This window comes from Vreelandella venusta, assembly GCF_007989605.1.
GTDB classification, from domain to species: Bacteria; Pseudomonadota; Gammaproteobacteria; order Pseudomonadales; family Halomonadaceae; genus Vreelandella; species Vreelandella venusta.
On sequence record NZ_BJUL01000020.1, the window covers coordinates 1 to 22,902 of the forward strand.

21 protein-coding genes are annotated in these 22,902 nt (G+C 51.9%); 11 read left to right on the top strand and 10 right to left on the bottom strand.

The window, feature by feature from the left end; translation table 11 throughout:
* Positions 1-196 precede the first annotated feature (196 nt).
* The 3 genes from trpC to HVE01_RS16750 are packed head-to-tail and all read right to left on the bottom strand — an operon-like array spanning position 197 to position 2,670.
* Entirely contained in the window at positions 197-1,000 is an 804-nt protein-coding gene (trpC, locus tag HVE01_RS16740; RefSeq protein ID WP_146945151.1) for an indole-3-glycerol phosphate synthase TrpC, read from the bottom strand.
* Positions 1,001-1,008: 8 nt separating this feature from the next.
* Positions 1,009-2,028: an anthranilate phosphoribosyltransferase gene (gene trpD / locus HVE01_RS16745; protein ID WP_125746775.1), complete on the bottom strand. Its 1,020-nt coding sequence runs from the start codon at positions 2,026-2,028 to the stop codon at positions 1,009-1,011.
* 36 nt (positions 2,029-2,064) lie between these two features.
* Positions 2,065-2,670, bottom strand: a complete 606-nt coding sequence (locus HVE01_RS16750) for an anthranilate synthase component II (RefSeq protein ID WP_146945152.1) — start codon at positions 2,668-2,670, stop codon at positions 2,065-2,067.
* A 309-nt stretch (positions 2,671-2,979) separates the two neighbouring features.
* Here HVE01_RS16750 and HVE01_RS16755 point away from each other — a divergent pair, with 309 nt between their 5' ends.
* The gene (locus HVE01_RS16755; RefSeq protein ID WP_146945153.1) at positions 2,980-3,903 is read left to right on the top strand and encodes a metal ABC transporter solute-binding protein, Zn/Mn family; all 924 of its coding nucleotides are present in this window, start codon (positions 2,980-2,982) and stop codon (positions 3,901-3,903) included.
* Positions 3,904-3,944: 41 nt separating this feature from the next.
* Here HVE01_RS16755 and HVE01_RS16760 read toward each other — a convergent pair whose 3' ends face one another.
* On the bottom strand, positions 3,945-4,613 hold the full coding sequence (locus HVE01_RS16760; protein WP_146945154.1) for a phosphoglycolate phosphatase: 669 nt from the start codon (positions 4,611-4,613) through the stop codon (positions 3,945-3,947).
* Positions 4,614-4,765: 152 nt separating this feature from the next.
* Between HVE01_RS16760 and HVE01_RS16765 the strand changes: the two genes are divergently transcribed.
* A complete protein-coding gene (locus tag HVE01_RS16765) occupies positions 4,766-6,064 on the top strand; it encodes an NAD(P)/FAD-dependent oxidoreductase (RefSeq protein ID WP_146945155.1) in 1,299 nt (432 codons plus the stop codon).
* Positions 6,065-6,073: 9 nt separating this feature from the next.
* Here the strand turns inward: HVE01_RS16765 and rpe are convergent, their stop codons facing one another.
* Positions 6,074-6,775: a ribulose-phosphate 3-epimerase gene (gene rpe / locus HVE01_RS16770; RefSeq protein ID WP_125746766.1), complete on the bottom strand. Its 702-nt coding sequence runs from the start codon at positions 6,773-6,775 to the stop codon at positions 6,074-6,076.
* A gap of 219 nt (positions 6,776-6,994) precedes the next feature.
* Here rpe and cysP point away from each other — a divergent pair, with 219 nt between their 5' ends.
* Genes cysP through HVE01_RS16790 form a run of 4 tightly spaced genes read left to right on the top strand, consistent with a single transcriptional unit; the run spans position 6,995 to position 10,814 of the window.
* Complete coding sequence (gene cysP, locus HVE01_RS16775; RefSeq protein WP_125746765.1) at positions 6,995-8,032, top strand: thiosulfate ABC transporter substrate-binding protein CysP; 1,038 nt, start codon at positions 6,995-6,997, stop codon at positions 8,030-8,032.
* A 9-nt stretch (positions 8,033-8,041) separates the two neighbouring features.
* On the top strand, positions 8,042-8,896 hold the full coding sequence (gene cysT, locus HVE01_RS16780) for a sulfate ABC transporter permease subunit CysT (protein WP_146945156.1): 855 nt from the start codon (positions 8,042-8,044) through the stop codon (positions 8,894-8,896).
* Complete coding sequence (gene cysW / locus HVE01_RS16785) at positions 8,896-9,723, top strand: sulfate ABC transporter permease subunit CysW (protein WP_146945157.1); 828 nt, start codon at positions 8,896-8,898, stop codon at positions 9,721-9,723. Before cysT ends, cysW begins: the two co-directional genes overlap by 1 nt.
* On the top strand, positions 9,720-10,814 hold the full coding sequence (locus HVE01_RS16790; protein ID WP_146945158.1) for a sulfate/molybdate ABC transporter ATP-binding protein: 1,095 nt from the start codon (positions 9,720-9,722) through the stop codon (positions 10,812-10,814). The genes cysW and HVE01_RS16790 overlap by 4 nt, the downstream gene beginning before the upstream one ends.
* Positions 10,815-10,928: 114 nt before the next feature.
* On the opposite strand, the gene HVE01_RS16795 is transcribed toward HVE01_RS16790, so the two are convergent.
* The gene (locus HVE01_RS16795; RefSeq protein ID WP_146945159.1) at positions 10,929-11,543 is read right to left on the bottom strand and encodes an alpha-ketoglutarate-dependent dioxygenase AlkB family protein; all 615 of its coding nucleotides are present in this window, start codon (positions 11,541-11,543) and stop codon (positions 10,929-10,931) included.
* Between the two features lie 138 nt (positions 11,544-11,681).
* Between HVE01_RS16795 and HVE01_RS16800 the strand changes: the two genes are divergently transcribed.
* Complete coding sequence (locus tag HVE01_RS16800) at positions 11,682-12,584, top strand: DMT family transporter (RefSeq protein WP_146945160.1); 903 nt, start codon at positions 11,682-11,684, stop codon at positions 12,582-12,584.
* A gap of 115 nt (positions 12,585-12,699) precedes the next feature.
* Positions 12,700-13,293: a YajG family lipoprotein gene (locus HVE01_RS16805; protein ID WP_125746753.1), complete on the top strand. Its 594-nt coding sequence runs from the start codon at positions 12,700-12,702 to the stop codon at positions 13,291-13,293.
* Between the two features lie 149 nt (positions 13,294-13,442).
* Here the strand turns inward: HVE01_RS16805 and HVE01_RS16810 are convergent, their stop codons facing one another.
* The 3 genes from HVE01_RS16810 to HVE01_RS16820 all read right to left on the bottom strand — a co-directional run bounded on the left by HVE01_RS16810 (position 13,443) and on the right by HVE01_RS16820 (position 15,178).
* Positions 13,443-14,075 (bottom strand): thiopurine S-methyltransferase, encoded by a 633-nt coding sequence (locus HVE01_RS16810; protein ID WP_146945161.1) that lies wholly within the window; start codon positions 14,073-14,075, stop codon positions 13,443-13,445.
* A 53-nt stretch (positions 14,076-14,128) separates the two neighbouring features.
* Positions 14,129-14,764 (bottom strand): TIGR04211 family SH3 domain-containing protein, encoded by a 636-nt coding sequence (locus HVE01_RS16815; protein WP_125746749.1) that lies wholly within the window; start codon positions 14,762-14,764, stop codon positions 14,129-14,131.
* Positions 14,765-14,848: 84 nt separating this feature from the next.
* The gene (locus HVE01_RS16820; protein ID WP_009100748.1) at positions 14,849-15,178 is read right to left on the bottom strand and encodes a DUF1820 family protein; all 330 of its coding nucleotides are present in this window, start codon (positions 15,176-15,178) and stop codon (positions 14,849-14,851) included.
* 213 nt (positions 15,179-15,391) lie between these two features.
* Between HVE01_RS16820 and HVE01_RS16825 the strand changes: the two genes are divergently transcribed.
* From HVE01_RS16825 to HVE01_RS16835, 3 genes are read left to right on the top strand one after another with little or no spacing between them, the layout of a single operon-like run.
* Positions 15,392-16,615, top strand: a complete 1,224-nt coding sequence (locus HVE01_RS16825; protein ID WP_125746747.1) for an ATP-grasp domain-containing protein — start codon at positions 15,392-15,394, stop codon at positions 16,613-16,615.
* Between the two features lie 30 nt (positions 16,616-16,645).
* A complete protein-coding gene (locus HVE01_RS16830) occupies positions 16,646-18,679 on the top strand; it encodes a hypothetical protein (RefSeq protein WP_146945162.1) in 2,034 nt (677 codons plus the stop codon).
* 43 nt (positions 18,680-18,722) lie between these two features.
* Positions 18,723-19,499, top strand: coding sequence for a TlyA family RNA methyltransferase (locus tag HVE01_RS16835; protein ID WP_146945163.1), 777 nt, complete (start codon positions 18,723-18,725; stop codon positions 19,497-19,499).
* A gap of 102 nt (positions 19,500-19,601) precedes the next feature.
* Here HVE01_RS16835 and mscK read toward each other — a convergent pair whose 3' ends face one another.
* On the bottom strand, positions 19,602-22,901 hold the full coding sequence (gene mscK / locus HVE01_RS16840; RefSeq protein ID WP_372374281.1) for a mechanosensitive channel MscK: 3,300 nt from the start codon (positions 22,899-22,901) through the stop codon (positions 19,602-19,604).
* Position 22,902: the final 1 nt, after the last annotated feature.

Sequence of the window (22,902 nt, forward strand, 5' to 3'; positions counted from 1 at the left end):
CAACCTCCAAAACTATTTATGCCCAATCCTGGCAGCCCCAGGTGGAAGCCGACGAAAACACGGGCAAGCTGCTCGCCACCGGCTACTCCTGCCGCAGCCAGGTGAAACGCTACTCAGCACAAACATTACACCACCCGCTTCAGGCGCTACTTACGTGCCTCAAGCGGGCCAGTTAATAAGCGTTTAACACTATCGATTAAAAAAACAGCTGCTTGAGGGCTTGGCCTGGGTCCTCTTCACGCATAAAGGCTTCACCAACTAAGAAACCGTTCACTTCATGGTCGCGCATAAGCTCCACGTCATCACGGGTATGGATACCAGACTCCGTGATGACCGTGACGCCCTCAGGAATGCGCGGCAGCAGGTCTAATGTGGTGTTCAGGCTGGTCTCAAAGGTATGCAAATTACGGTTGTTGATGCCCACCAGCTTTAAATCCAGCGCTAGGGCACGCTCTAACTCAACAGCGTCATGCACTTCTACCAGCACATCCATGCCTAATGCATTAGCTTGCTGGTGCAGATCGCGCAGCTGAGCGTCGTCTAGGGCAGCGACAATCAGCAAGATACAGTCTGCCCCGATGGCGCGCGCCTCGGTTACCTGATAGCCATGGGTAATAAAATCTTTACGAATGACGGGAAGGTCACAGGCATCGCGGGCAGCGATTAGAAAGTCTTCATGTCCCTGGAAGAAATCGGCATCAGTTAATACTGACAAGCAGGCTGCGCCGCCCTCTGCATAACGCTTAGCGATATCATCAGGATGAAAGTCATCACGTATCACGCCCTTGGAAGGCGAGGCTTTTTTCACCTCAGCGATAACCGCTGCGTCACCAGCGGCAATACGGGCATTCAGTGCAGCAATAAAGCCACGGGGGGCACTTTGCTTGTCAGCCAACGCCAGCAGTTCTGCTTCAGAAACCGCCTGTCGGCGCTCGGCTACTTCTTCGTCTTTACGAGCCAAAATACGCGTTAAAATTGTTGGCGTTGCCTGGTCAGTCATTTGATAGTTTACCCTTTAAAGACGCTAGTGAAGTGTGAAAGCTCTCGGAGCTTCTCTAACGGCAGCTTGGAAGCCTGCGCATCCTGAGCCACCATTACGCCCTCTTTTAAGCTATCGGCCACACCTGAACAGTAAAGCGCGGCGCCCGCATTAAGTGCCACTATATCTGCCGCTGCCCCCTCACCACTCAATGCAGCTTTTACCAGCCGTAAGCTGTCTTCGGCGCTGGCTGCTTTAAGCGTAGCTAAGCTTTGTCGCTCAATCCCCAACTCTTCTGGAGTGATGGTGTACTCGGTAATTTCGCCATCCTTTAGTTCAGCCACCCGCGTCGGTGCCGCCAAGGAGATTTCATCCAAGCCATCTTCAGAGCAAACTACTAACACATGGTGGCTGCCAAGCTTGCGGAGCACTTCAGCCATCAATGGCACTAATTCTGGAGAGTAAACCCCCAGCACTTGGTTACGTGCACTTGCAGGGTTAGTCAATGGGCCAAGGATGTTAAACAGCGTGCGCACGCCCATTTCCCGGCGCGGCCCGATTGCAAAGCGCATGGCAGGATGATGATTAGGAGCGAACATAAAGCCCACACCTACTTGTTCGATACAGCGCGCCACTTGTTCAGGCTTAAGGTCTAGGTAAATACCGGCAATATCAAAAAGGTCTGCACTGCCCGACGATGACGAGACACTGCGGTTACCATGCTTAGCGACATGGGCGCCGCCAGCAGCAGCCACAAAGCTAGCCGCCGTAGAAACATTAAACAGGTTCGCACCATCACCGCCGGTGCCAACAATATCGACGACGTTGTCAGTGTGCAGTTCAACGCGCTTCATGAGTTCGCGCATAACCTGAGCCGCCGCACTAATTTCCTCGGCGCTTTCGCCTTTCATGGCAAGCCCCACTAGCAGGCCGCCAATTTGCGCATCGGAGGCTTCGCCGGTCATGATCTGGCGCATTAGCGCGTGCATCGCATTGAAAGAGAGGTCTTCGCGGCGCATCACCGCGTTAATTGCATCTCGCATTTGCATGAACAGAAAAGCCCCTAAAGCGTGTAAATTTGGCAATCAGCCGCGTTTTAAAAAGTTAGCCAATAACGCATGGCCTTGGCGCGTGAGTATTGACTCAGGGTGAAACTGTACCCCCTCAACATCCAGGCTGCGATGACGAAAGCCCATTATCAGCCCCGGCGTAACGTCATCGCCTGAGGTCCAGGCAGTGATTTCAAAACACTCCGGTAAGCTTGTTCTTTCTACCACGAGTGAATGATAACGGGTCACTTCTAACGGGTTTTCAAGCCCGCGAAAAACCCCTTGCCCACTATGCACAACAGCAGATGTTTTGCCATGCATCACCTGGGGCGCTCGCACCACTTTACCACCGTAGACTTGTCCAATCGCCTGGTGACCAAGACAAACCCCCAAAATAGGCAGTTTACCCGCAAAGTGGCCTATCGCCGCCAGCGAGATGCCCGCTTCATTAGGGGTACAGGGCCCCGGTGAAATGACTAGATGAGTAGGCGCTAAGGCGTCAATCTGTTCAAGGGTAAGCTCATCGTTGCGATAGGTCATTACCTCGGCACCCAGCTCACCCAGGTACTGGACGATATTGAACGTGAAACTGTCGTAGTTATCGATCATCAATACACGTTGCACTACCTGCACTTGCGCCATCGCCGCAGCTACTCCATCACATTAATCAAACCCCTTGGTAGGGATGATACCCCAACCCAAGCTCCACTTGCAGAGCCAAGGGTCGGCTAGGACATTCACACGCCCAATACTCTGGTAATTTTTAGTGGGAAACAAACACTGAGTTTATCAGTAAACTAGTGAGGGACTTTTCAAGGTAATCAAAAATACTGAAAGAGAGTGGCTAGCCCTTTCTGCTAGGTTTAAACAACTTGACAGCATAACGAAACTGGCAACGGGCCTTGACTGTCTTTATCATCTGCCGACTTTTTAATGCGTTAGGAGCGTGACATGGACAATCGAGCACCCTGGATAATAACGCTCGTATTGATGACGACTGTCTGCAGCAGTCACGCGCTGGGAGACACCTCGTTTAAGGTTATCGCTTCGTTTTCAGTCATTAAAGATTTAGTGAAGCGTGTCGCAGGCGACAGCATCGGCGTTACCACTATTGTGCCCACAGGCGAAGATGTGCACCGCTGGGAGCTTCAACCGCCAAATGCCCTAGCTGTCGAGGAAGCTGACATTGTTTTCTACAACGGGTATGGGCTAGAGCCATGGATACGGCATATTGAAGCCATGGCAGACGATTCACTAACGCTCACAGCACTTGCAGAAAGTGCCGACTATGCACCGCTAACGATTCTAGTTGGCCAGTATCAAGATAACACTGACCCGCATATGTGGATGGACCCCAAAGGGGCAGCCGCTTATGTTGATGTCATAGAAAAAACGCTTATCGAACGCTATCCCGAGCAGGCTGAGGCGTTTACCACGCGTGCCACTGAGACTCGTGAAGCACTGGCGCTGCTAGATCATCAACTCCGGGAACGCTTGGAAGGCATTCCGCAAACGAATCGCATGCTCACTACCAGCGAAGCCTCCATGGCTTACTTTGCCCGTGCTTATGGTTTTGAGTACGCCGCCATTTGGGGGATTGGCAGTGAGACCATTGGCAGTGCGCAGGCAATGGAAGCAATGAGCATGCTCCTCTCGCAACAGCGCCCGCCTGCACTGTTCTATGAAAGCACCTCTCCCTATATCCACATGGATGCACATGCCCGAGCAACGGAGCTGTCGCTGGCAGGGCCTTTATACACAGACACCTTAAGTGACACAGACGGCCCTGCCTATAACTACCCTGCTATGTTGCGCCATAATGCTGAATTACTGCATGAATACCTAGGCGGCGCACGGGCAGAAAAGCAGCCCTAGAAAAAACAGTTCTAGAAAAAACAGCCGTATCACCGACAGTTTTACTCCGTCAGCGCCAGCAATGAGCTAATAATCACGTCAGGCTGGCTATGCTCAATCGGCTCGCCGTGGTTATAGCCGTAAGGCAACGCCACGGTAGTAAAGCCAGCAGCCTTACCCGCAGCAATATCGTGGCGCGAGTCTCCTACCATGACACTTGCCGAAGGTGAGATATCCAGCTGTTGAGTCGCATGCAGTAGCGGTAACGGGCTGGGTTTCTTCTCGGCAAGCGTGTCGCCACCAATGCAGTGGGTAAAAAGCGAAAGCAGATCAAAGTGGCTTAAAATTGGCGCAATAAAGCGTTCTGGCTTGTTAGTAATCAGCACCAGTAGATAGCCTGCTTTGTGCAAATCATGCAGCGCTGTTCTCACGCCATGATAGAGCCGGGTTAGTGCATTGGGGGCAGCACCGTAATGGCGCATAAAAGCCTCATAGGCGGTGGTTTGCAATGCCTGTCCTGGCGCATCAGCGAGTGCCCAGGTTAGCGCTCTTTCAATAAGTACCTGCGCACCATTACCCACCCAATCGCGCACATGCTCTTCACTAGGCGCAGGCAGCCCAACATCGCTGAGCGAGCGCTGGACCGCTATCGCTAGATCCGGGACCGAATCAATCAAAGTGCCATCTAAATCAAATGCAATTAACCGCTTACCCTGCAAAATGGCATGCACGCTCTCTCTCCCTAGGCTAGGTAAAAATATTTTTCAAAAAATGGCCGTTAGTAAACGTAATCGCGGCTAATTCTTTTATCCTACCGACTTAGCACGTCGCCAACCACGCCCGGAAGCTCTATGCTGTGATCATCTTATCCGAGGAGAAAGTAATGACCATCCCCCGAATTGTGATCGTCGGCGGTGGCGCTGGCGGACTTGCTCTAGCAACACGCTTAGGACGCACGCTGGGCAAAAAAAAGCGCGCCGAGATTGTCCTGCTAGACCGCAATGCCACCCATGTATGGAAACCGCTGTTACACGAACTCGCTACCGGAGTATTGAACTCTAGCATGGATGAAGTGGATTACCGCGGCCACTCTTCCGCGCACCATTACCGTTACCAGCGCGGCTCTTTAAATGGCCTTGATCGCGCACAAAAAGTCATTCACCTAGCACCCATCAAAGATGAAGACGGCGTTGAAATCCTTCCCTCTCGAAAACTAACCTACGATTATTTAGTAATAGCGCTCGGCAGTATTTCAAATGATTTTGGTACAGCGGGTGTTGCGGAACACTGCCACTTTATTGATTCGCCTCAGCAAGCCAAAGCGTTTCAGCGCGATATGATCAATACCTTTTTGCGTTATACCGATCCAACGCTGCGCCAAAACGCCGAACTGACTATTGGCATTGTAGGCGGCGGCGCAACGGGCGTAGAGCTTTCTGCCGAGCTTCTAGATGCTTCGCGCTTACTTAACGCCTACGGCGTAACCGCTGTTGACCATCAAACGATTAGCGTACACCTCATCGAAGCGGCTCCCCGCCTACTACCCGGCTTGTCAGAGCGTATTAGCGAAACAGTGCTGCAAGAGCTAGAAAGCATGGGGGTCACCGTTCACGTCGGCACCGCTATTAAAGAAGCTCAGCAATATCAATTAGTAACAGGCGACAGCGAGGTTATCAAAACGGACCTAAACGTGTGGGCAGCAGGCATCAAAGCACCGCCATTTTTGGCTGAATTAGACCTGACCACTAATAAGAAAAATCAAATTAACGTCCACCAAACGCTGCAGAGCGTAGATGATCCTTATATTTTTGCCATAGGTGACTGCGCCGACTGCCCTCAGGGCGAAGGCATCTCCGTGCCGCCACGGGCACAGGCTGCTCATCAACAGGCAACATTACTCGCCAAAAACCTGGTGCACTGCTTGGATAACAAACCACTGCAAAGCTTTACTTATCGTGACCACGGTTCGCTGGTGTCGCTCGCCCGCTACGATGCGGTAGGAAAGTTGATGCGCAGTTCCGCGTCTCGTGGGCTATTTTTAGAGGGCTGGTTAGCGCGCCAAGCCTACGCTTCACTTTATCGAATGCATCAGCTATCTATTCATGGCGCACCCAAAACGGGACTCGCATGGCTGGTTGATAAGTTAAACCGCTACTTAAAGCCCCGTATGAAATTGCACTAAGCTGTTTGCTTAGCCGTTATCCTTTGCCAACTCAGCGCGCATTTGCTGGATAACGCTATCGTAACCGTGCGGGTCGCTTGACTGGTGAGCATTGAAAATAGCGGAACCAGCGACAAAGGTGTCGGCACCCGCAGCGGCGATATCGGCAATATTATCTACCTTAACGCCGCCGTCGATTTCTAAGCGGATAGGGCGGCCTGAAGCATCAATACGCGCCCGAGCTTCACGCAATTTACCCAGCGTGCTGGGGATAAATGACTGACCGCCAAAGCCCGGGTTAACGCTCATCAGCAGAATCATGTCAATTTTGTCCATGACATAATCGAGATACGAAAGCGGTGTTGCCGGATTAAATACCAGCCCTGCTTTACAGCCACTATCGCGTATTAGCTGTAACGAGCGATCCACATGCTCAGAAGCTTCCGGGTGAAATGTAATGTAACTCGCCCCAGCCTCACTAAAATCGCCGATCATACGATCCACGGGTTTAACCATTAAATGTACATCTATGGGTGCCGTCACGCCGTGCTGGCGCAGGGCTTTGCAGACCATTGGCCCAATCGTCAGGTTCGGCACATAATGATTGTCCATGACATCGAAATGGACAATGTCGGCCCCAGCGGCCAACACATTGTCGACCTCTTCACCAAGACGCGCGAAATTAGCGGATAGAATCGAAGGGGCAATCAGGAAGTCCTGCTCAGCGCTCATAGTGCATTCCTAGGTTAACAGGGGAAAGGAAGGCCCCTATCTTACCAGAGCCACCTAAGAAGCCCCATCTCCCTGCCGTTAAAGCTCAGCCGACAATAAATGCATATCTTTTAATACATATTCCCAAATAGAATATAAAACACAATTGTAATTCCACAATCACAGGTTTAACCTTATCCTCATTGCGATTAAATCGCCCCCAGATACAAGGAGCCTGTAATGACGCGATCTACTTTTTTCCGTACTGGCCTGCGCCGCAGCCTGATAGCCACGGCTGTTGGCGCTACGGTGGCTGTCACCGCTGTTTCAAACACGGCAATGGCTCAAGAGCGCGAGTTACTGAACTCTTCTTACGATATTGCCCGTGAACTGTTTTCAGCGATCAATCCGGAATTCCAAGCATGGTGGCAAGAAGAGCACGGTGAAGAGATTGCCATTAGCCAGTCTCACGGCGGCTCATCCGCACAGGCGCGCGCGATCATGCAAGGCTTGCGTGCGGATGTCGTTACCTTTAACCAGGTGACTGATGTTCAAGTACTTGCGGATGCAGGCCTAGTGGCCGAAGACTGGCAAGACGCGTTCGATAATAACGCCTCCCCTTACTACTCCACGACGGCGTTTTTGGTGCGTAAAGACAACCCAAAAGGAATCGAAAGCTGGGATGATCTCGCGAAGGAAGACGTGCAAATCGTTTTTCCCAACCCAAAAACATCTGGCAACGGACGCTATACCTATCTAGCGGCTTGGGGCTTTGCGGAAAATGAATTCGATGGCGATGAAGAAAAGATTCAAGACTTCATGCGCACCTTCCTACGCAATGTTGCGGTGTTTGATACCGGCGGCCGCGGTGCCACCACAAGCTTTATCGAACGCGGCATTGGCGACGTATTGATCAGCTTTGAGTCAGAAGTAAACAACATCCGTAGCGAATATGGCAGCGACGACTATGAGGTTATCGTGCCGCCGGTCAGTATCCTGGCAGAGTTCCCCGTTGCGGTGGTAGGTGAAAATGCTGAACGTAATGGTAACAGCGACCTTGCCCAGAGCTACCTTGAGTATCTCTACCGTGAAGACACCCAGCGCTTGCTGGCGGGCTTTAACTATCGCGTTCACGATGAAACAGTTGTAGCCGAATTTGCCGACCAATTCCCCGATACCGAACTTTTTGAAGTTGAAGATGTGTTTGGCAGCTGGGAAGAAGCTATGGAAAACCACTTTGAAGGCGGCGCCCTACTTGATCAACTGCAACGTCGTTAACGGAACACCATGAGCCAGCTAGCATTATGGCGGTCCGACAGCGCTCGCGTGCTGCCGGGCTTTGGCCTATCAATGGGGATCAGCGTGCTGTTTATTTCGCTGGTCCTTCTTCTCCCAATCACCGGGCTATTTGGCCAATTGGCAGGGCTTAGCCTTGCCGAATACTGGGCCATTATTACCGAAGGCCGCGTGGTGGCCAGCTACATGGTCACCATGGGTGCAGCGGCTGTCGCGGCGCTGGTGAATGCAGTATTTGGCTTACTACTTGCCTGGGTCCTGGTTCGTTATGAGTTTCCCGGCAAACGTCTGCTAGATGCTTTAATGGATCTGCCCTTTGCGCTACCCACAGCGGTAGCCGGTATTACCCTAGCGACACTGTATGCGGGTAACGGCTGGATGGGCAGCTTGTTGGAGTCACTGGGATTCCAAGTAGCCTATACCTGGGTAGGCATTGCACTGGCCATGGCGTTTACCAGCATTCCATTTGTGGTACGCACCGTACAGCCGGTACTGGAGGATTTACCCGCAGAAGTTGATGAAGCAGCGATGTCTCTTGGCGCAACCGATGGCGTGGCGTTTCGGCGCGTGATTATGCCGCACCTGTGGCCAGCTCTCGTTACCGGCACCGGGTTAGCCTTTGTGCGCTCACTAGGTGAGTTCGGGGCGATTATTTTTATCGCGGGTAATATGCCCTACGAAACCGAAATCACTGCGCTGATGATTTTCGTCAAACTACAGGAGTATGACTACGCAGGTGCCTCTGCAATCGCCTCCGTTGTGCTGTTTGTGTCACTGGCTCTGCTGCTGGCGATCAATATTTGGCAAGGCCGCTTTGTACGCCGCCTGCATGGAGGTAAAGGTTAATGCGCCGAATTGGTGATGCACCCGCCGTGCGGCGTCTACTCATTGGCACCGCCCTGCTGCTATCTGGGCTATTTTTGCTGCTACCGTTGGTGGCAATTTTTGCCCAGGCCTTCTCCCAGGGCGTGACAGTCTTTTGGGCCAACGTTAGCGATACGTTCACCCTGCATGCGATTGGCCTGACACTCGTCATTGCGTTATTAACCATACCGATATGTCTAGTATTCGGTGTCGCCTTGGCATGGCTGGTTACCCGCTTTAGTTTCCCAGGTCGGCGTATTTTACAAACGCTGATCGATATTCCTTTTGCCGTTTCCCCCGTTGTGGCCGGGCTTATCTACCTGTTGCTATATGGCCGTAATGGCTGGATTGGCAGTTGGCTAGACAGCCACGATATTCAACTGATGTTCGCTTGGCCCGGCATTTTAATGGTCACTATTTTTGTGACCTGCCCGTTTGTGGCCCGCGAGCTCATTCCGCTCATGCAGGCCCAAGGCTCCCGGGAAGAGGAAGCCGCGGTGACCCTAGGGGCTGGCGGCTGGACCACCTTTCGGCGTGTCACGTTACCCAACATTCGCTGGGCACTGCTGTACGGGATCATCCTCACTAACGCGCGCGCCGTGGGGGAATTTGGTGCCGTTTCGGTGGTTGCCGGAGCTATTCGCGGCAAGACAAATACTTTGCCGCTGCATCTAGAGCAGCTTTATCAGGATTACAACGCAGTGGGCGCGTTTGCTAGCGCCGCACTACTGGCCCTTATTGCCCTGTTAACCCTTGCGGCCAAGGCAGGCCTGGAATGGCGTGCATCGCGCCAGGAGGCATTTTTATGAGTATTCGCCTACAGAATATCGCCAAGCACTTTGCCAACACCCAAGCGCTTGAGCCGATCAACCTGGACATTCATGAAGGCGAACTAGTCGGCCTGCTTGGTCCGTCTGGCTCTGGAAAAACCACACTGCTGCGTATTATTGCAGGCTTGGAAAGCGCTGACCGCTATCCTCAACCCGGAAAAATACTGTTCGGCGACCGCGATGTCACCAACGTTCACGTTCGCGATCGCCGCATTGGGTTTGTTTTCCAGCACTACGCCCTGTTTCGCCATATGAGCGTATACGACAATGTCGCTTTTGGACTAACCGTGATGCCCAAGAAGCGACGCCCATCCAACGGTGAAATTCGTGCGCGAGTCTTTAGACTGCTGGAAATGGTTCAACTGCAGCATTTAGCTAACCGTTTGCCCGCTCAACTCTCTGGCGGTCAGCAGCAACGTGTTTCTCTCGCCCGCGCCTTGGCCGTTGAACCTGACGTATTGCTTTTGGATGAGCCATTTGGCGCGCTGGATGCCAAGGTGCGCCAGGACCTACGACGCTGGTTACGCCGCCTGCATGAAGAACTTAACTTTACTAGCGTGTTTGTTACCCATGATCAAGAAGAAGCGCTGGAGCTGTCTGACCGCGTGGTGGTGATGAGTAACGGACGCATAGAGCAAATTGATACGCCTGAAACGCTCTATCGTTCACCCAAAAATCGTTTTGTGTTTGAGTTCCTTGGCGACGTTAACCACTTAGAAGGCAAGGTACACCAAGGTGTACTCACCTGTGGCGATGCGCACCTCAATGTTAACTTGCCTAACGGTGACGAAGAGCTGTTGCTGCGCCCTCATGAAGTGCGCCTTGCCCAGCAGCCAAGCGCAGAGAGCCACTTGCCGGTGACAGTGACTGCCATTTCACCGGTTGGTGCTGAAGTGCGTGTTGAGCTGGAAGCCGACTGGCTGGCTAAGCCATGGCTTGCAACGGTGCGTCATGCTGATTTTGAGCAGCTTCAGATGCGCCGTGGGCAACGCCTATTCGCTCATCCACGGCAGTGGCATCGTTTCCCCGCCGCAGCGTCAAAAGTAACGGAGCAAAGCCGCGCCGCTTAGGGCATGCCAACAACGGCACAAGTAGAGGGCAGCTTTAGTTCGCGGACGCTTTAGAGCTGCCACCTTCTATTATTAGTTACGACAGATGAACTATCCACCTGTATCAACAGCTGGTTAGCGCATTTGCCTAAACGTGAGGCTCACCCGCGGCTCACAATCTTTCTTGGTTTTAGGCAGGCTATGTAGCCAGTTTTGCTGCGTGGCGCCTTTCATCACCAACAGACTACCGTGCTCTAGATTAAGCGATAAACTCTCCCCTGTTTGTTTATGTTTAAACGAAAACCTCCTTGCGCCACCTAGGCTCAACGCGCCAATCACACCATTTTCAACTAGGTCTTTTTCAGCATCACTGTGCCAACTCATTCCTTCCGCGCCAGAGCTATAAAAGTTGCACAAGCACGAATTGAACACATCACTACAGTTACTCTCCACTATCTGCTTAATCTCTTGTAAAAAGCCAGGCCACACTGATGCCGTCTTGGTATATCCAGAGTAGGTATAAGAGACTGGCTCATCCGCGTACCAGGCTACTTTCCTCTTGGTAACGATCTCTTTTCCGTAAATAAACGCTCGATCATGCTCCCAGTTTAATTCGTCCCTACACTTAGCTAGATACATATCAGCAGAGGCCGCCTCTAGGATTTTACCGTGATAATAGACCGCCCCATCTTGTGGAAGCAGGTTAATCAACTTCATGTCGTCGTTTTCAAACAGGTCAGTAAACGTCATAGCGATGCCTATTTTATGCTAACTACCAAGACAGCAAGAAACGGGTTTTTCCCATACCCCAAAGGCGGCAATACTGAGCCACACGAGGCTAACTCTCGAGCCTACTGATTAATAGCAAACCTTAAAATGGGGTATAAAATGAGAGCAATCGACTATATACGACTACTGTCATTAGCCGCTATATGGGGAGCGAGCTTTCTTTTCATGCGAATCGCCGCCCCTGCAATAGGGCCAATCAACACGGCATTTTTTAGAGTCTTTTTTGGCCTAATTGGTTTAGCTTTCATCATCTTAGCCATACGCAAAAGCCTGGAATTCAAAGGTAAACTAGGTAAGACTTTGATATTGGGTGCGATCAATTCAGGCCTTCCTTTTCTGATGTACAGCATAGCAGCAACATTATTACCTGCTGGATACTCCGCTATTTTAAATGCCACCACCCCTTTGACGGGCGCCATGATTGGTTTATTTATCTTTAGCGAGCATTTATCGTTAAGAAAATGGATAGGTGTCTTATTAGGTATTATCGGTATTACGATCATTACTACGGTGGGTGATTCAAATATCGACGGCAATATATACATTGGCGTGGCCGCTTGCATCATAGCCACTATTGGTTATGGCTTGGCGGGGTTTCTTACCCGCAAGTGGATAACCCAACAAGGCGGCCTGGATTCAATGCTGGTTGCGTTTGGCAGTCAAATAGGCGCAACCGCTTTTCTTAGCCCCTTTTTGATCTGGAGTATTTCATATGGTCCGAGTACTGAATGGCTTCAGGGTGAGGTGTGGATCAGTCTGCTAGCCGTCGGCTTTTTATGCACGTCCCTCGCTTATATCCTCTATTTTAGATTAATCGCCGACATCGGGCCTTTACGATCACTCACGGTTACCTTCTTGGTGCCGCCATTCGCCGTGTTATGGGGCTTCTTAGTTCTTGATGAAACAATTTCCAGCGGATTCCTCTCGGGCTCTGCCGTCATTTTGCTATCCGTCTGGTTAATCGTTGGCCCTGATTCCCAAGCAACAGCCGAGCGCATTTGATTGCAATCGCATCACGACATGGCGTTGAAAGCGACAGAATAACCCAACCACCAGAACATACCGCCAGCACACTACCCGCGTTATACTGACGTTTTAGCCATTGCGGAGGAAGACCATGCGTCGGCGCCATTTTTTACACCTCTCTGGTGCGCTGCTTACCAGTGTTTTGCTAGCGGCCTGCGCTAGCCCTCAGTATCTACAGCTAAGCCCAGAACGCAGCGCCAGCGTGCCGCAGACAGGCTCTGGTCAGCAAGTCACCGTGATAGCGACTGATGCCAGGGAAAGCGAAGTGATTGGAACACGCTCAGGTGGCAATATGTCTACCGCGCAGATCACCGTGAGTAGCCATGAGCTCATTCCGCAGTTGCAAGCCGAAGCTGAGCGCGCTGTGCGCGATATGGGGTTCACTCCTACTCGCGATGCAGCCCAAGGCCGCCCGAGTATTACTCTTGAACTCGCTGGTCTTAACTATGCCAAAGGTGGAAGCGGCCAACCGCTGATCGACGAAGCGCGTATTGAAGGGGTTTTCAGAGCGATCGCTCAGAACAAAGGCACGACATATACCGGCACTTACACCTCGCGACGCACCCAAGGCTATGCCATTAAGCCCGGCGAAGATGCCAATGCACGCATGCTAAACGATTTGTTAAGTGATGGTTTAAACCGTGCGTTTAGTGACCCAGAACTGGGCCGCTTACTCGCTCGCTAAACCGTTTTATCCTGATAGCGTATTCTGAGAATATCTGCCCGCTTCGCGGGCAGATGTCGTTACAGACAACGCGATAAAAACACAGCTATTAGCAAACACGCTTATCAGCAAGCACAGCTATCAGCAAACATAGCTTTTAACAGAGACAGCTATACGTGCGGGCCTCGGCGCTCCAGCACCCAAACGCTTTCGCTGCGGCCCCGTTCATCAGCCTCTCTGTTCTCAACCAATTCAACACGGAAGTTGGGCATAAACAAATGCTCAATCTCACTGTTGGGCACACTGTAAGGCGGACCTGCATTGTGGTCATCGTGGGTTAACCCCACTAACAGCCCTTTAGCACCAGGCGGCACTAATTGGGCAAGGTGGAAGGCATAGCGCTCACGGGTAGCCGGCGGCAGTGCAATTAATGAAGCTCGGTCATAAAACGCGCCCACTTCTGCTGCCTGCTTGATGTGCAAGTGAAAAAAATCGCCGCACCACAATTCAACACTACCCTGGCGTGAGACATTAAAGCCTGCCTGGGTATAGCGCGACACACTCGCATTGCGCTGAGCCAGGAACTGCTCTATTGCTTCAGGAGCCAACTCAATACCCAATACCGGATGGCCTTCATCTGCTAGCCAACGCATATCCAAACTTTTTCCGCATAGCGGCACAAGCACTTTGGCTCCAGGCGTCACATTAAGCGTAGGCCAGTACTGGGCAAGCGCTGGGTGGGTATCGGACAAATGAAAGCCAATACGTCCCTCTTGCCAACGTTGACGCCAGGGGTTTTCCATTGCGGCCACCTCGTACTCGAAATTTACACGTAACGCTGGTTTGTTTACGTCGCTTAAAACCAGCGGTCTCTCTTTTTACGACGACGCGGCAAATGAGGAACAATCAGCCCAACTAATAACCCAGCGCCAGCAACTCCACCGCCGTACATGAAATAGCGCATCAGCAGATCTTCTTCCTGGGTCTCTAGACGCGCCTGCAATGCACGCACCTGCTGGCGAGACTGCTCTGCTTCACTATCAAGATCGTGGTTACGCGCTTCCAATTCGACGATCCGCTTTTCACGGATATCGAGTGTTTCCGTCATGGAAGAAATGCGCTGCTCCCAAGTATCGTTAATACCATCCAATTCTTGGGTAAGCTCATCGACTTGGGCTTGTAGTATGGGTAACTGTTGGCGGGCACTCGGGTCTTGCTGCAGCTCGCTACTGAGCACCCACACCGTATCGCCGCTATTGCTGCGTACACGCGTATAATCACCGCTTGTTTCCAGCACCTCGACCTGCTCACCTGCCTTTAATGTTCCCACAATGCGATAACCATCGGTGGGACCACTGCGCACATACGTGCTTAACTCGTCACTTACCCAAGCTTGGTTATCAGACTGGGCAAATGCTGGGGTTCCCCCGATACTCAACAACACGCCAACGGCAGCGGCGTAACAACTACTACGAAGTTTATTTACTTGCATAACGTCATGTCCTGATTGTAAAAACGCGCGAGGCAGACGAAGCCGTCGCGCGTATCGCTCAAAGCGGTGCGCTTGTCTAGGCGCTTACCCTTCTCCACGAGGCGGCAATGGAAAGGGACGAGGAAACTCTGCGACGCGAGCATCGCTTTTAACTGCTTTCAAAGGGCCTTCACGTTCCACTTCATCAATACGCACAATGGCATTAAGCGGCAGATAACTGCGCTTAACACCTTCAAAGGTACGCTGTAGCTTTTCTGCCCCTGGATCAACAACAACCCGCGACGCATCGTCAAAGACAAACTCCTCGACTTCAATAAAGCCCCAGAGTTCGCTTTGAAAGATTTCTCTGACGTATAAATCCCATATTTCACCCTGCTGGTGAACCACCACACGGTAGATCGGCTTGGCCGCCATCTTGGCCTATTCCTCTTGCCACTTGAACATAATGTTAAGGCGCCTAGCCTAACATACTCAGGGGTTTGCTCTTTAGTATGCCATCCTCAAAAGGGCTTATTTTTGGCTATTTCCACCTTCAGTGGCTGCTAATTAGCCGACGGATGACCCTATCGTGTATGGTGAAGTAAGTGGTATGGCAACTTTATTCACTCACCCACAGGAGTCACTGACATGCAAAAGGATCCCAATAAGGGCTATATCGCCCTGTTAGGTTGGAGCCTCAATGCGATTGAAGCGGCTGAGAATTTTGACCGCCGCTATATCGTGGTTGCACCCGACTGGGCCGAGGAGTACTGCCAGAAACATGATATTCCCTACGTTCCCTGGAATTTTGAGCGTCTCAACGACCGCTCTCTCGAAATTGCTGAAACGTTGAAAGAAAAAGGCGTTGACGTCGCTATCCCGCTTTACGAGGAAACCGTTGAGTGGGCAGGCGCTATTAACTCAGTGCTGCTCGACAATCCACGTATTTACGGTCAATCGCTGCTGCTTCGCGACAAAGCATTGATGAAACGCCGCGCCCAGCTTGGCGGCATTCGCGTGGGTATTTTCGAAGAAGCCCACGATAAAGATGACGTAGTACGCTTTCTAAAACGCGTTAATCAGACACTACTCAAGCTGGATGGCGACCCCAACGACCCTATCCACCTGAAGGCGTTCGATAAGGCTGGCTGTCTTGGCCACCGCGTTATCCGCACACCGGATGAAGTCGATACGATTCCCGACGAAGAGTTTCCTGTGCTGATGGAGTCTCACTTAGACGGCTGGGAATTCGCCGTTGAAGCGTGGATTCACGATGGAAAAATCGCTTTCTTGAATATTTCAGAGTACGTCACTCTTGGCTACTCAGTATTTGTGCCCGCGTCTCCAGAGCTTGAAAAATACCGCGAACAAATTACGGCACAAATCGAAAAGCTGATCAAAGCGTTTGATATTGAATTCGGCCTCATTCACCCCGAGTACTTTGTCACCAGCGACGGTGAAATGTACTTTGGCGAAGTCGCTTACCGCCCACCCGGCTTTAAAGTCTTCGAACTTCTTGAGCGGGTGTATGGATTTAACGCCTATCAGGCATCAATGCTGGTATTCGATCCTAAAAGCACAAAAGAAGAAGTCGCCGCCTTCTTTCCCAAAGAAGTGGTCGACGCTGATGGGTTCGCGGGCTGCTTCGGCGTTTATCCCCGCCGCCGGGTTGTTAGCCGCTTGGAGATTCCTGAAGAAACAGAGGATCACGCCTATTTTGAATCCCACGAGCTGACATCACCGCTTGAAGAAACCGTCACTAAACGTACGGCATTTGGTACCCACTGGGGCTTGGTCTATTTTAAAGGCGAAGACGCACACACGCTCCGTGATCTGCTTAAACGCCAAGAAGACCTCGACTTCTATGTATAATCCCCGCTACAGCTGGGATAAGGAGTCAATGTGACGAACGATCAAGAGGCATCTTCAACTGAAGAAGATGGCAAGCTCAAAGGACTGCTGAGCAAATTTGATGATGCGGTGCGCCTGCTTTCGCAGGCGCCTGCCTTTTCTAAACCGGCGAAACTGCCCCGCATAATGGATACTGCGCGCCGACTCTTGATGCAGGAGGGAGGCTGCGCTGCCCTCGAAGCGCGTGCAGCAGATTTTGAATCCGCCGGCGTGTTTGCAGGCTCAGACTGGGAAACCCCACAGTTCCTAGTCCCCACCCTCACTACGTTCTCGTTGAAAAGCCCTGACGCCAATGTGGTCGTTATTGAGGCGCTGAGTGAGCTGCGACTTTTAGCAGTCGCCAAAGGTGAATACTTGCATGCGCTGGTATCCCAAGAGCATGCACACCACTATTTAACCCAAGTAATGGCCATTAATCTGTGGCTGTTATTTAACGCACCTAGCGAAGCCGAACGGGAAACCCAGGGCCGATTAGCGACGATTCCCAGGCAACTATTCCAACACTTAGCCGACCGCATCGGCTATGAACATGTTATTGATCAGCTAATTGATGAGATATGGCGCATTCTAAAACAGCGCCCTATTCAAGTTGATGCCATTAAACAGATGATCACCCAAATTGCGTTATGCCAAATTAATCCAGCCATTGATTTGGGAGCAAGTGGCCAGGGAGCTGACAGGCTAGTTAGCTCGCTTTTCGGGCCCACCCAAGCGTGTCGCGAAGACCCAGGCATTGCGGTGTATCGTGAACGACTGGAGCGTATGGATAGCGCGGCTTTGCAAGCTGAAGCCACTGGCTTCGCTCGTGCAATGCATGACACAGGGCTGGTATCGCCCTATCACACGATACTGATGCGCTATTTACTCGAAGAGAGCGACCACCTTCTATCAGAGGCTCTAGGCCTCTCGTCGACGGGGCGTGACTGTCTACTCTGCTATCGCGAGCTAGTCCATGCGCTGATTCGCGGGGGTGTTTATCCCGCCACAGCCCAAGCGGTGTATGGCTTGGCACTGCTACTTGAGCGAGGCATTCTCTATCAGCCTCCGGTTGCGCCAGCAATGTGGCGGCAGTTAAATCTAAAGCTTTCAGAGTGGTCAGAAGCACGCTTAAATCTGGCCTATGGTGAGGATGCATCCCCCCGTGCACGTTTAATTGAAGGCGTGCTCTGCATGTTAGGTCTGCCGCTCGGCGTAGGACAAGGTAATAACCCGACCTGCCAGTCAGCGAGAGCACTTTCCATGTGGGCTTATAACGACCCTGACTATCTGCTGCAAATGGTGGCCTGGGCTGCGCGTGATGATGAAATCATTATGCATTTCGAGGGTCAGCCAATCTCTTCAATGGAAAGCGCCTCAGGCGTTGCCTCCGAGCTGCCGATGGATCTCGACCCAGCCTCGTTGATCGTGGTCCCCCATCTTGACCGTATTTACGCTGAGATGGGTAGGCGCTGCATTGGCCGCGAAGGTGATCCCCATCGCTGGGTTAATCCAGAGTTTCACGGGTGGTGGTCAGGTCGTGGCTTTAGCATCAACGTTGATGTCGCCTCCGGCCAACTTAGCGGTGTAGATAACTTTATTCGTCACTTCTACGCCAGCTATCACCCTTACTACAATGGCAACCAGCCGCTGATTCACCCTCAGCCTGCTGGCATTGCCGTCACTGACAGTGCTGCCCGGTTTATTGGTTGGCATGCAATTACCATTTTGCGCGCCTCGCTAGATCCCAACGATGTCATGAGAATCTATTTTTACAACCCCAATAACGACAGCGGCCAAGACTGGGGAGACGGCGTGAAAGTTAGCACCTCAGGTAATGGAGAACGCTTTGGCGAAGCCTCACTCCCCTTCGCACAGTTCACCTCTCGGTTATATATTTACCACTACGATCCGTTGGAGCGTGGCGAGCTGGCCACGGTAACGCAAGAAGAGCTTGAGTCTGTAAAAGGCTACCTGCATCGCAGTTGGGGAGCTAGCCGCTTACCCCCCACCGAGCTGCAGGCCGACAAAGGACCACACACGCCGTAGCGAGACACGCTAGCAGCGTTTAATAACCGCCATATTGACGACAATGACTCAACTAACACGATTAGACCAATTGCTGGTCAGCCAAGGGCTAGCCAGTTCACGCACCCGCGCGCAGCGATTAATTCGCAATGGGCGCGTGTTTCTTCAAGATGGCACGCCACTCGCAAAACCATCCGAAAAATGGCCGCTGGATACTCCGCTTCAGATTGATGAAGACCCAGAGGAGCGTTACGTTTCCCGTGCAGGATTAAAATTAGAGGGCGTTCTTAACGCTCTAAACATGCGCCTGGAAGGGTACGTTGTGTTAGACGTTGGTCAGTCAACGGGGGGATTTACCGATTGCTCGCTTCAATTTGGCGCCCGGCATGTTATCGGAGTTGAAGTCGGCCATAGCCAATTGGCCGAGTGCTTACGTAATGACCCAAGGGTCACGTGTTTAGAAGGCTTAAATGCTCGTCATATGGCCTCAGCGACAGCCCTTCAACACGTCGTGGCTCAATACCCTATCGACCTAGCCGTCATGGACGTTTCGTTCATCTCGCAAACCCTGATTTTAGCTGAAATCGCTGCTCTGCTCCCCGCTGGGGGGCAACTGCTCTCATTGGTAAAGCCACAGTTTGAGTTAGACCCAGGCGCACTGGATAAGCACGGCATTGTGCGTAACGCTAGCCGCTATGCAGAGGTAGAACAAAAGATACGCGATGCTTGCACAGAGTGTGGCTTGATCATTAGCCACTGGCAGGAAAGCCCGATTACCGGTGGTGACGGTAATCGGGAGTTTTTACTGTTCGCCACCAAACAGGAACAACCAAGCGTTTAAAAACCAGTACTTAAACACAAGTACTTAAACATAAGTACTTAAACATAAGCACTTAAACACAAGCACTCACCTCCGCTGCTAACCCAGCCATTAATTTAAAACTTAGGTTAGGTTAGCAGGAGGCAGCCGGTTAGCTGACTGTACTTTAACTGATTCACCTCGGTCACGGTGCAGCCACACGTCCATCTGCTCGAAGGCCACCCTAACGCCCGCCTCACGGAACAGCTCGTCAATCCGGCAGTTCACTTCGTCAGCAGCAAACAGGCGATCAAGCAAGTCGTTAACGAAAATGCGCAGCTCAAAATTCAGGCTGTGCGGCCCATAGTTGAGGCAGAAAACCTGTGGTTCTGGGTCTTCTAATACCCGCTCATTTTCGTCGGCAGCCTGGCGCAGCAATGTATGCACTAAAGGCAGATCAGACCCATGAGCAACGCCGTATGTCAGCACCACGCGGGTCACGTTATCCGAAAGTGACCAGTTGATGAGCTGATCCGTCACAAAGGTTTTGTTCGGAATGATAATTTCTTTTCGGTCAAAATCGGTCACGGTGGTGGCTCGGATGCGAATCCGGCTAACCGTGCCATGAAGATTACCTAACGTGATAGTGTCGCCAATGCGAATTGGGCGTTCAAACAGAATGATCAAGCCAGAAATAAAGTTAGCAAATATTTCCTGAAGACCAAAACCTAACCCCACGCTCAGCGCGGCCACCAGCCACTGCAATTTATTCCAGGAAACGCCCAGCGTGGCCAACGCCATCACGACGCCAGTACCAACAATGGTATAAGAAAGTAGCGAGCTAATGGCATAAGCACTGCCCTGCTTTAATGACAAGCGTGAAAGCACCATCACTTCCAATAAACCAGGCAAGTTACGCGCCATAATAAACGTAATGGCAATTACAAGTAGCGAGGTAAATACATCGGAAATCGATAGTGCATCTCCGACCAAGTCACCCTCTTCCGCATCCCATATTGACACTTGATCTAGATAGCTCAGTACCGCCAGCAGGTCTGACCACACTAGGTACAACAAGGCACTGAAGCCAATCAACAAAATCAATTTGGATAAGCGTAACGACTGAGAGTTAATTTTCTCCATATCCAGCGGTGGCTCTTCAACGACTTCTAGCCCACCTTCTGCGCCTTCTTGTACTTGGGCACGACGCCTGGCGAGCGCACGTCGATAAGCTAGCCGCCGCGCTGCAACGGCTAAACTACGTACGACAGTAGCCTCAACGACGACCCACAAGCCCAACAGGTAAAGGGTGATGGCAAAACGAGCGACCAGCCGCAACGCCGTATATTCATAGCCCCACGCCACCAGGCCAAGGAGTACTAATGGCACCGAAGCCATCGCAAGACCTAATACCAGCCGAAAGAGCCGCACACCGAAAAATGGCACATGGGCTAGGATTAATAGTGCCAGCCACCAGCTCATGGCCACTAAGCCTACGGCAAAAAGTCCTATCGCCACCGGGCGCATCGCCAATGGGGTTTCCATTTGTCCAGAGAGCGCGGCAATAACGACCACGGGCGCTAATGCCACGCCAAAACCACCCAGCAGCTTACGCAACCGCGCTGTATAAGCAGGTGCCCAGGTAAAATGGCGCTCAGCAACCCCGTCTTGAACGAGGAGTCGCCGGCCCCAAGCCACGACAGCCCAACTAAGCGCCAGTTGCAGCAGCGCTGGCGAAACGCTGTTTGCCAAGGCTCCTTCAGCTTCACTTAGACCGATGCCAATACCTGCCAACCCTAATGGTCCTGGTAACGCAAGCAGAGCATTTAACAGCACCGCTTTGGAGGTATGCAGTTGAGTGTCGCTTTTCAGTCGACCAATTTGTGAGTGAATAAGCGCAAGCTGTGATTTAATTCGTCGGCGCAACCCAACCAGCACCACGCCAAGTAAAATAAATGGCGTGCCAATCAGCATTTTCCAAGAAAAACCTTTCCACTGCGAAGGCAAAACGGCCCGCCACTCACCTTCTCGCCACTCCAGTTGAAGGTTTTGGGGAATTTGTCGTAGCCAATTTAAATCTAGAGGGCGGCTATTAGCTACCCAGAATAGCTGTTCATCAATCGTCGCCCGTAAATCTCGCGTCGTCGCAAATAGCTGTTGTTGATTAAGTTGAAGCTCAATAGCGGCACTCAGCAAGCTACCGTAAGATTGTTCAAGCTGCTCTACCAATTCACGCCGAGACTGGAAGAGACGCGTTAGGGAGTCCACCAACCCAGGCGTGACTTCAACCCCAGCTTCCTGCAAGCGTTGGGTCGCCAAGCGGTCACTTTGGCGCAACTGGTCACGCTGTCGAATCAAGTCGAACTGCTTGAGACGCAAATCGGCAATTTCATCTTGTAAATCACGCCTTGGCGCGACAAAAGGTAACGACTGGCGCTGTTCTCGAAGAATACGCGACAGTAATTGGCTACCGCGAATAGCATCAATTTGTTCGTTCAGGCTACGTTGAAGCTGCCGTACATGATCCAACTGACGCTGGGCTTCAATATTCTCACGTATAATGCCATTCGCCCTGTCCGTGGTTCGCAACAGCTCAAGGCTTAGCGCTTGGTTCGTTTGTTGAGCATTAAGCACCACAGGGTGCCCTTCAGCGATCAGCGGGTCATTCTTGGCGGCATCAGCAATTGCCTGCTCAGATTGTAGCCGCCGCTGGCGATCAATAACGCCTTGCAATAAATTAAGCTGCTGCTCCTGCTGGTCTATTTGCAGCTCAATGAGTTCTCGGCGCTCCTGAGCCAACTCACGCAGCCGACTATTGGCACTTAGTTCACGCTGATTAAGGTTCACTTCTTGCTCAGCGAGGGCTCGCTCAATGCGCCACTGAATCAACTGTGCATCGTGGCGTGCCGATAGTTGCCGATCTCCCAATAGGGCTTCTCGCTCATCAGATTGACGGCGTAAACTTTCAGTGCGCTGTAACGCATCTGAAATTGCTTGCTGAGCGCGCTCAGGCAGTGTCTGCGTGGCCAATAGCTGAGAGTTAACTTCCGCTAATTGGCTTTGAAGCCGCTGAAGCTCCACGACGGCTTCTGCTTGCTGCGCTTCCAGCTGATTCAGTGGCATATCACTAAGGTTATCCACCGAGAACTGTCGGCTTTGCTCTTCCGCTTCGTTTAGCTCACGCTCTAGGCGAAGCAATATTTCGGGCGCTTGGACAACCCGTTGCTCTAATGCCTCAATGCGGTCTTCAACCGCATGCAGGCGTTCATAGCCTTGTAGCGCAGCCGTCAACGCTTCTTTGACCTGAGTTTGCTCGGTGGTTAGCTCGCTTTCTTGGGACTCGAGCTCTGCTAATCGCTCAGATAACTGCTCCTCAGAAGGAACCTGTTCAAGCAACGCAGCCTGCGCGTATACGGCACTAGCAGTCGTAAGTAATAGATAAATA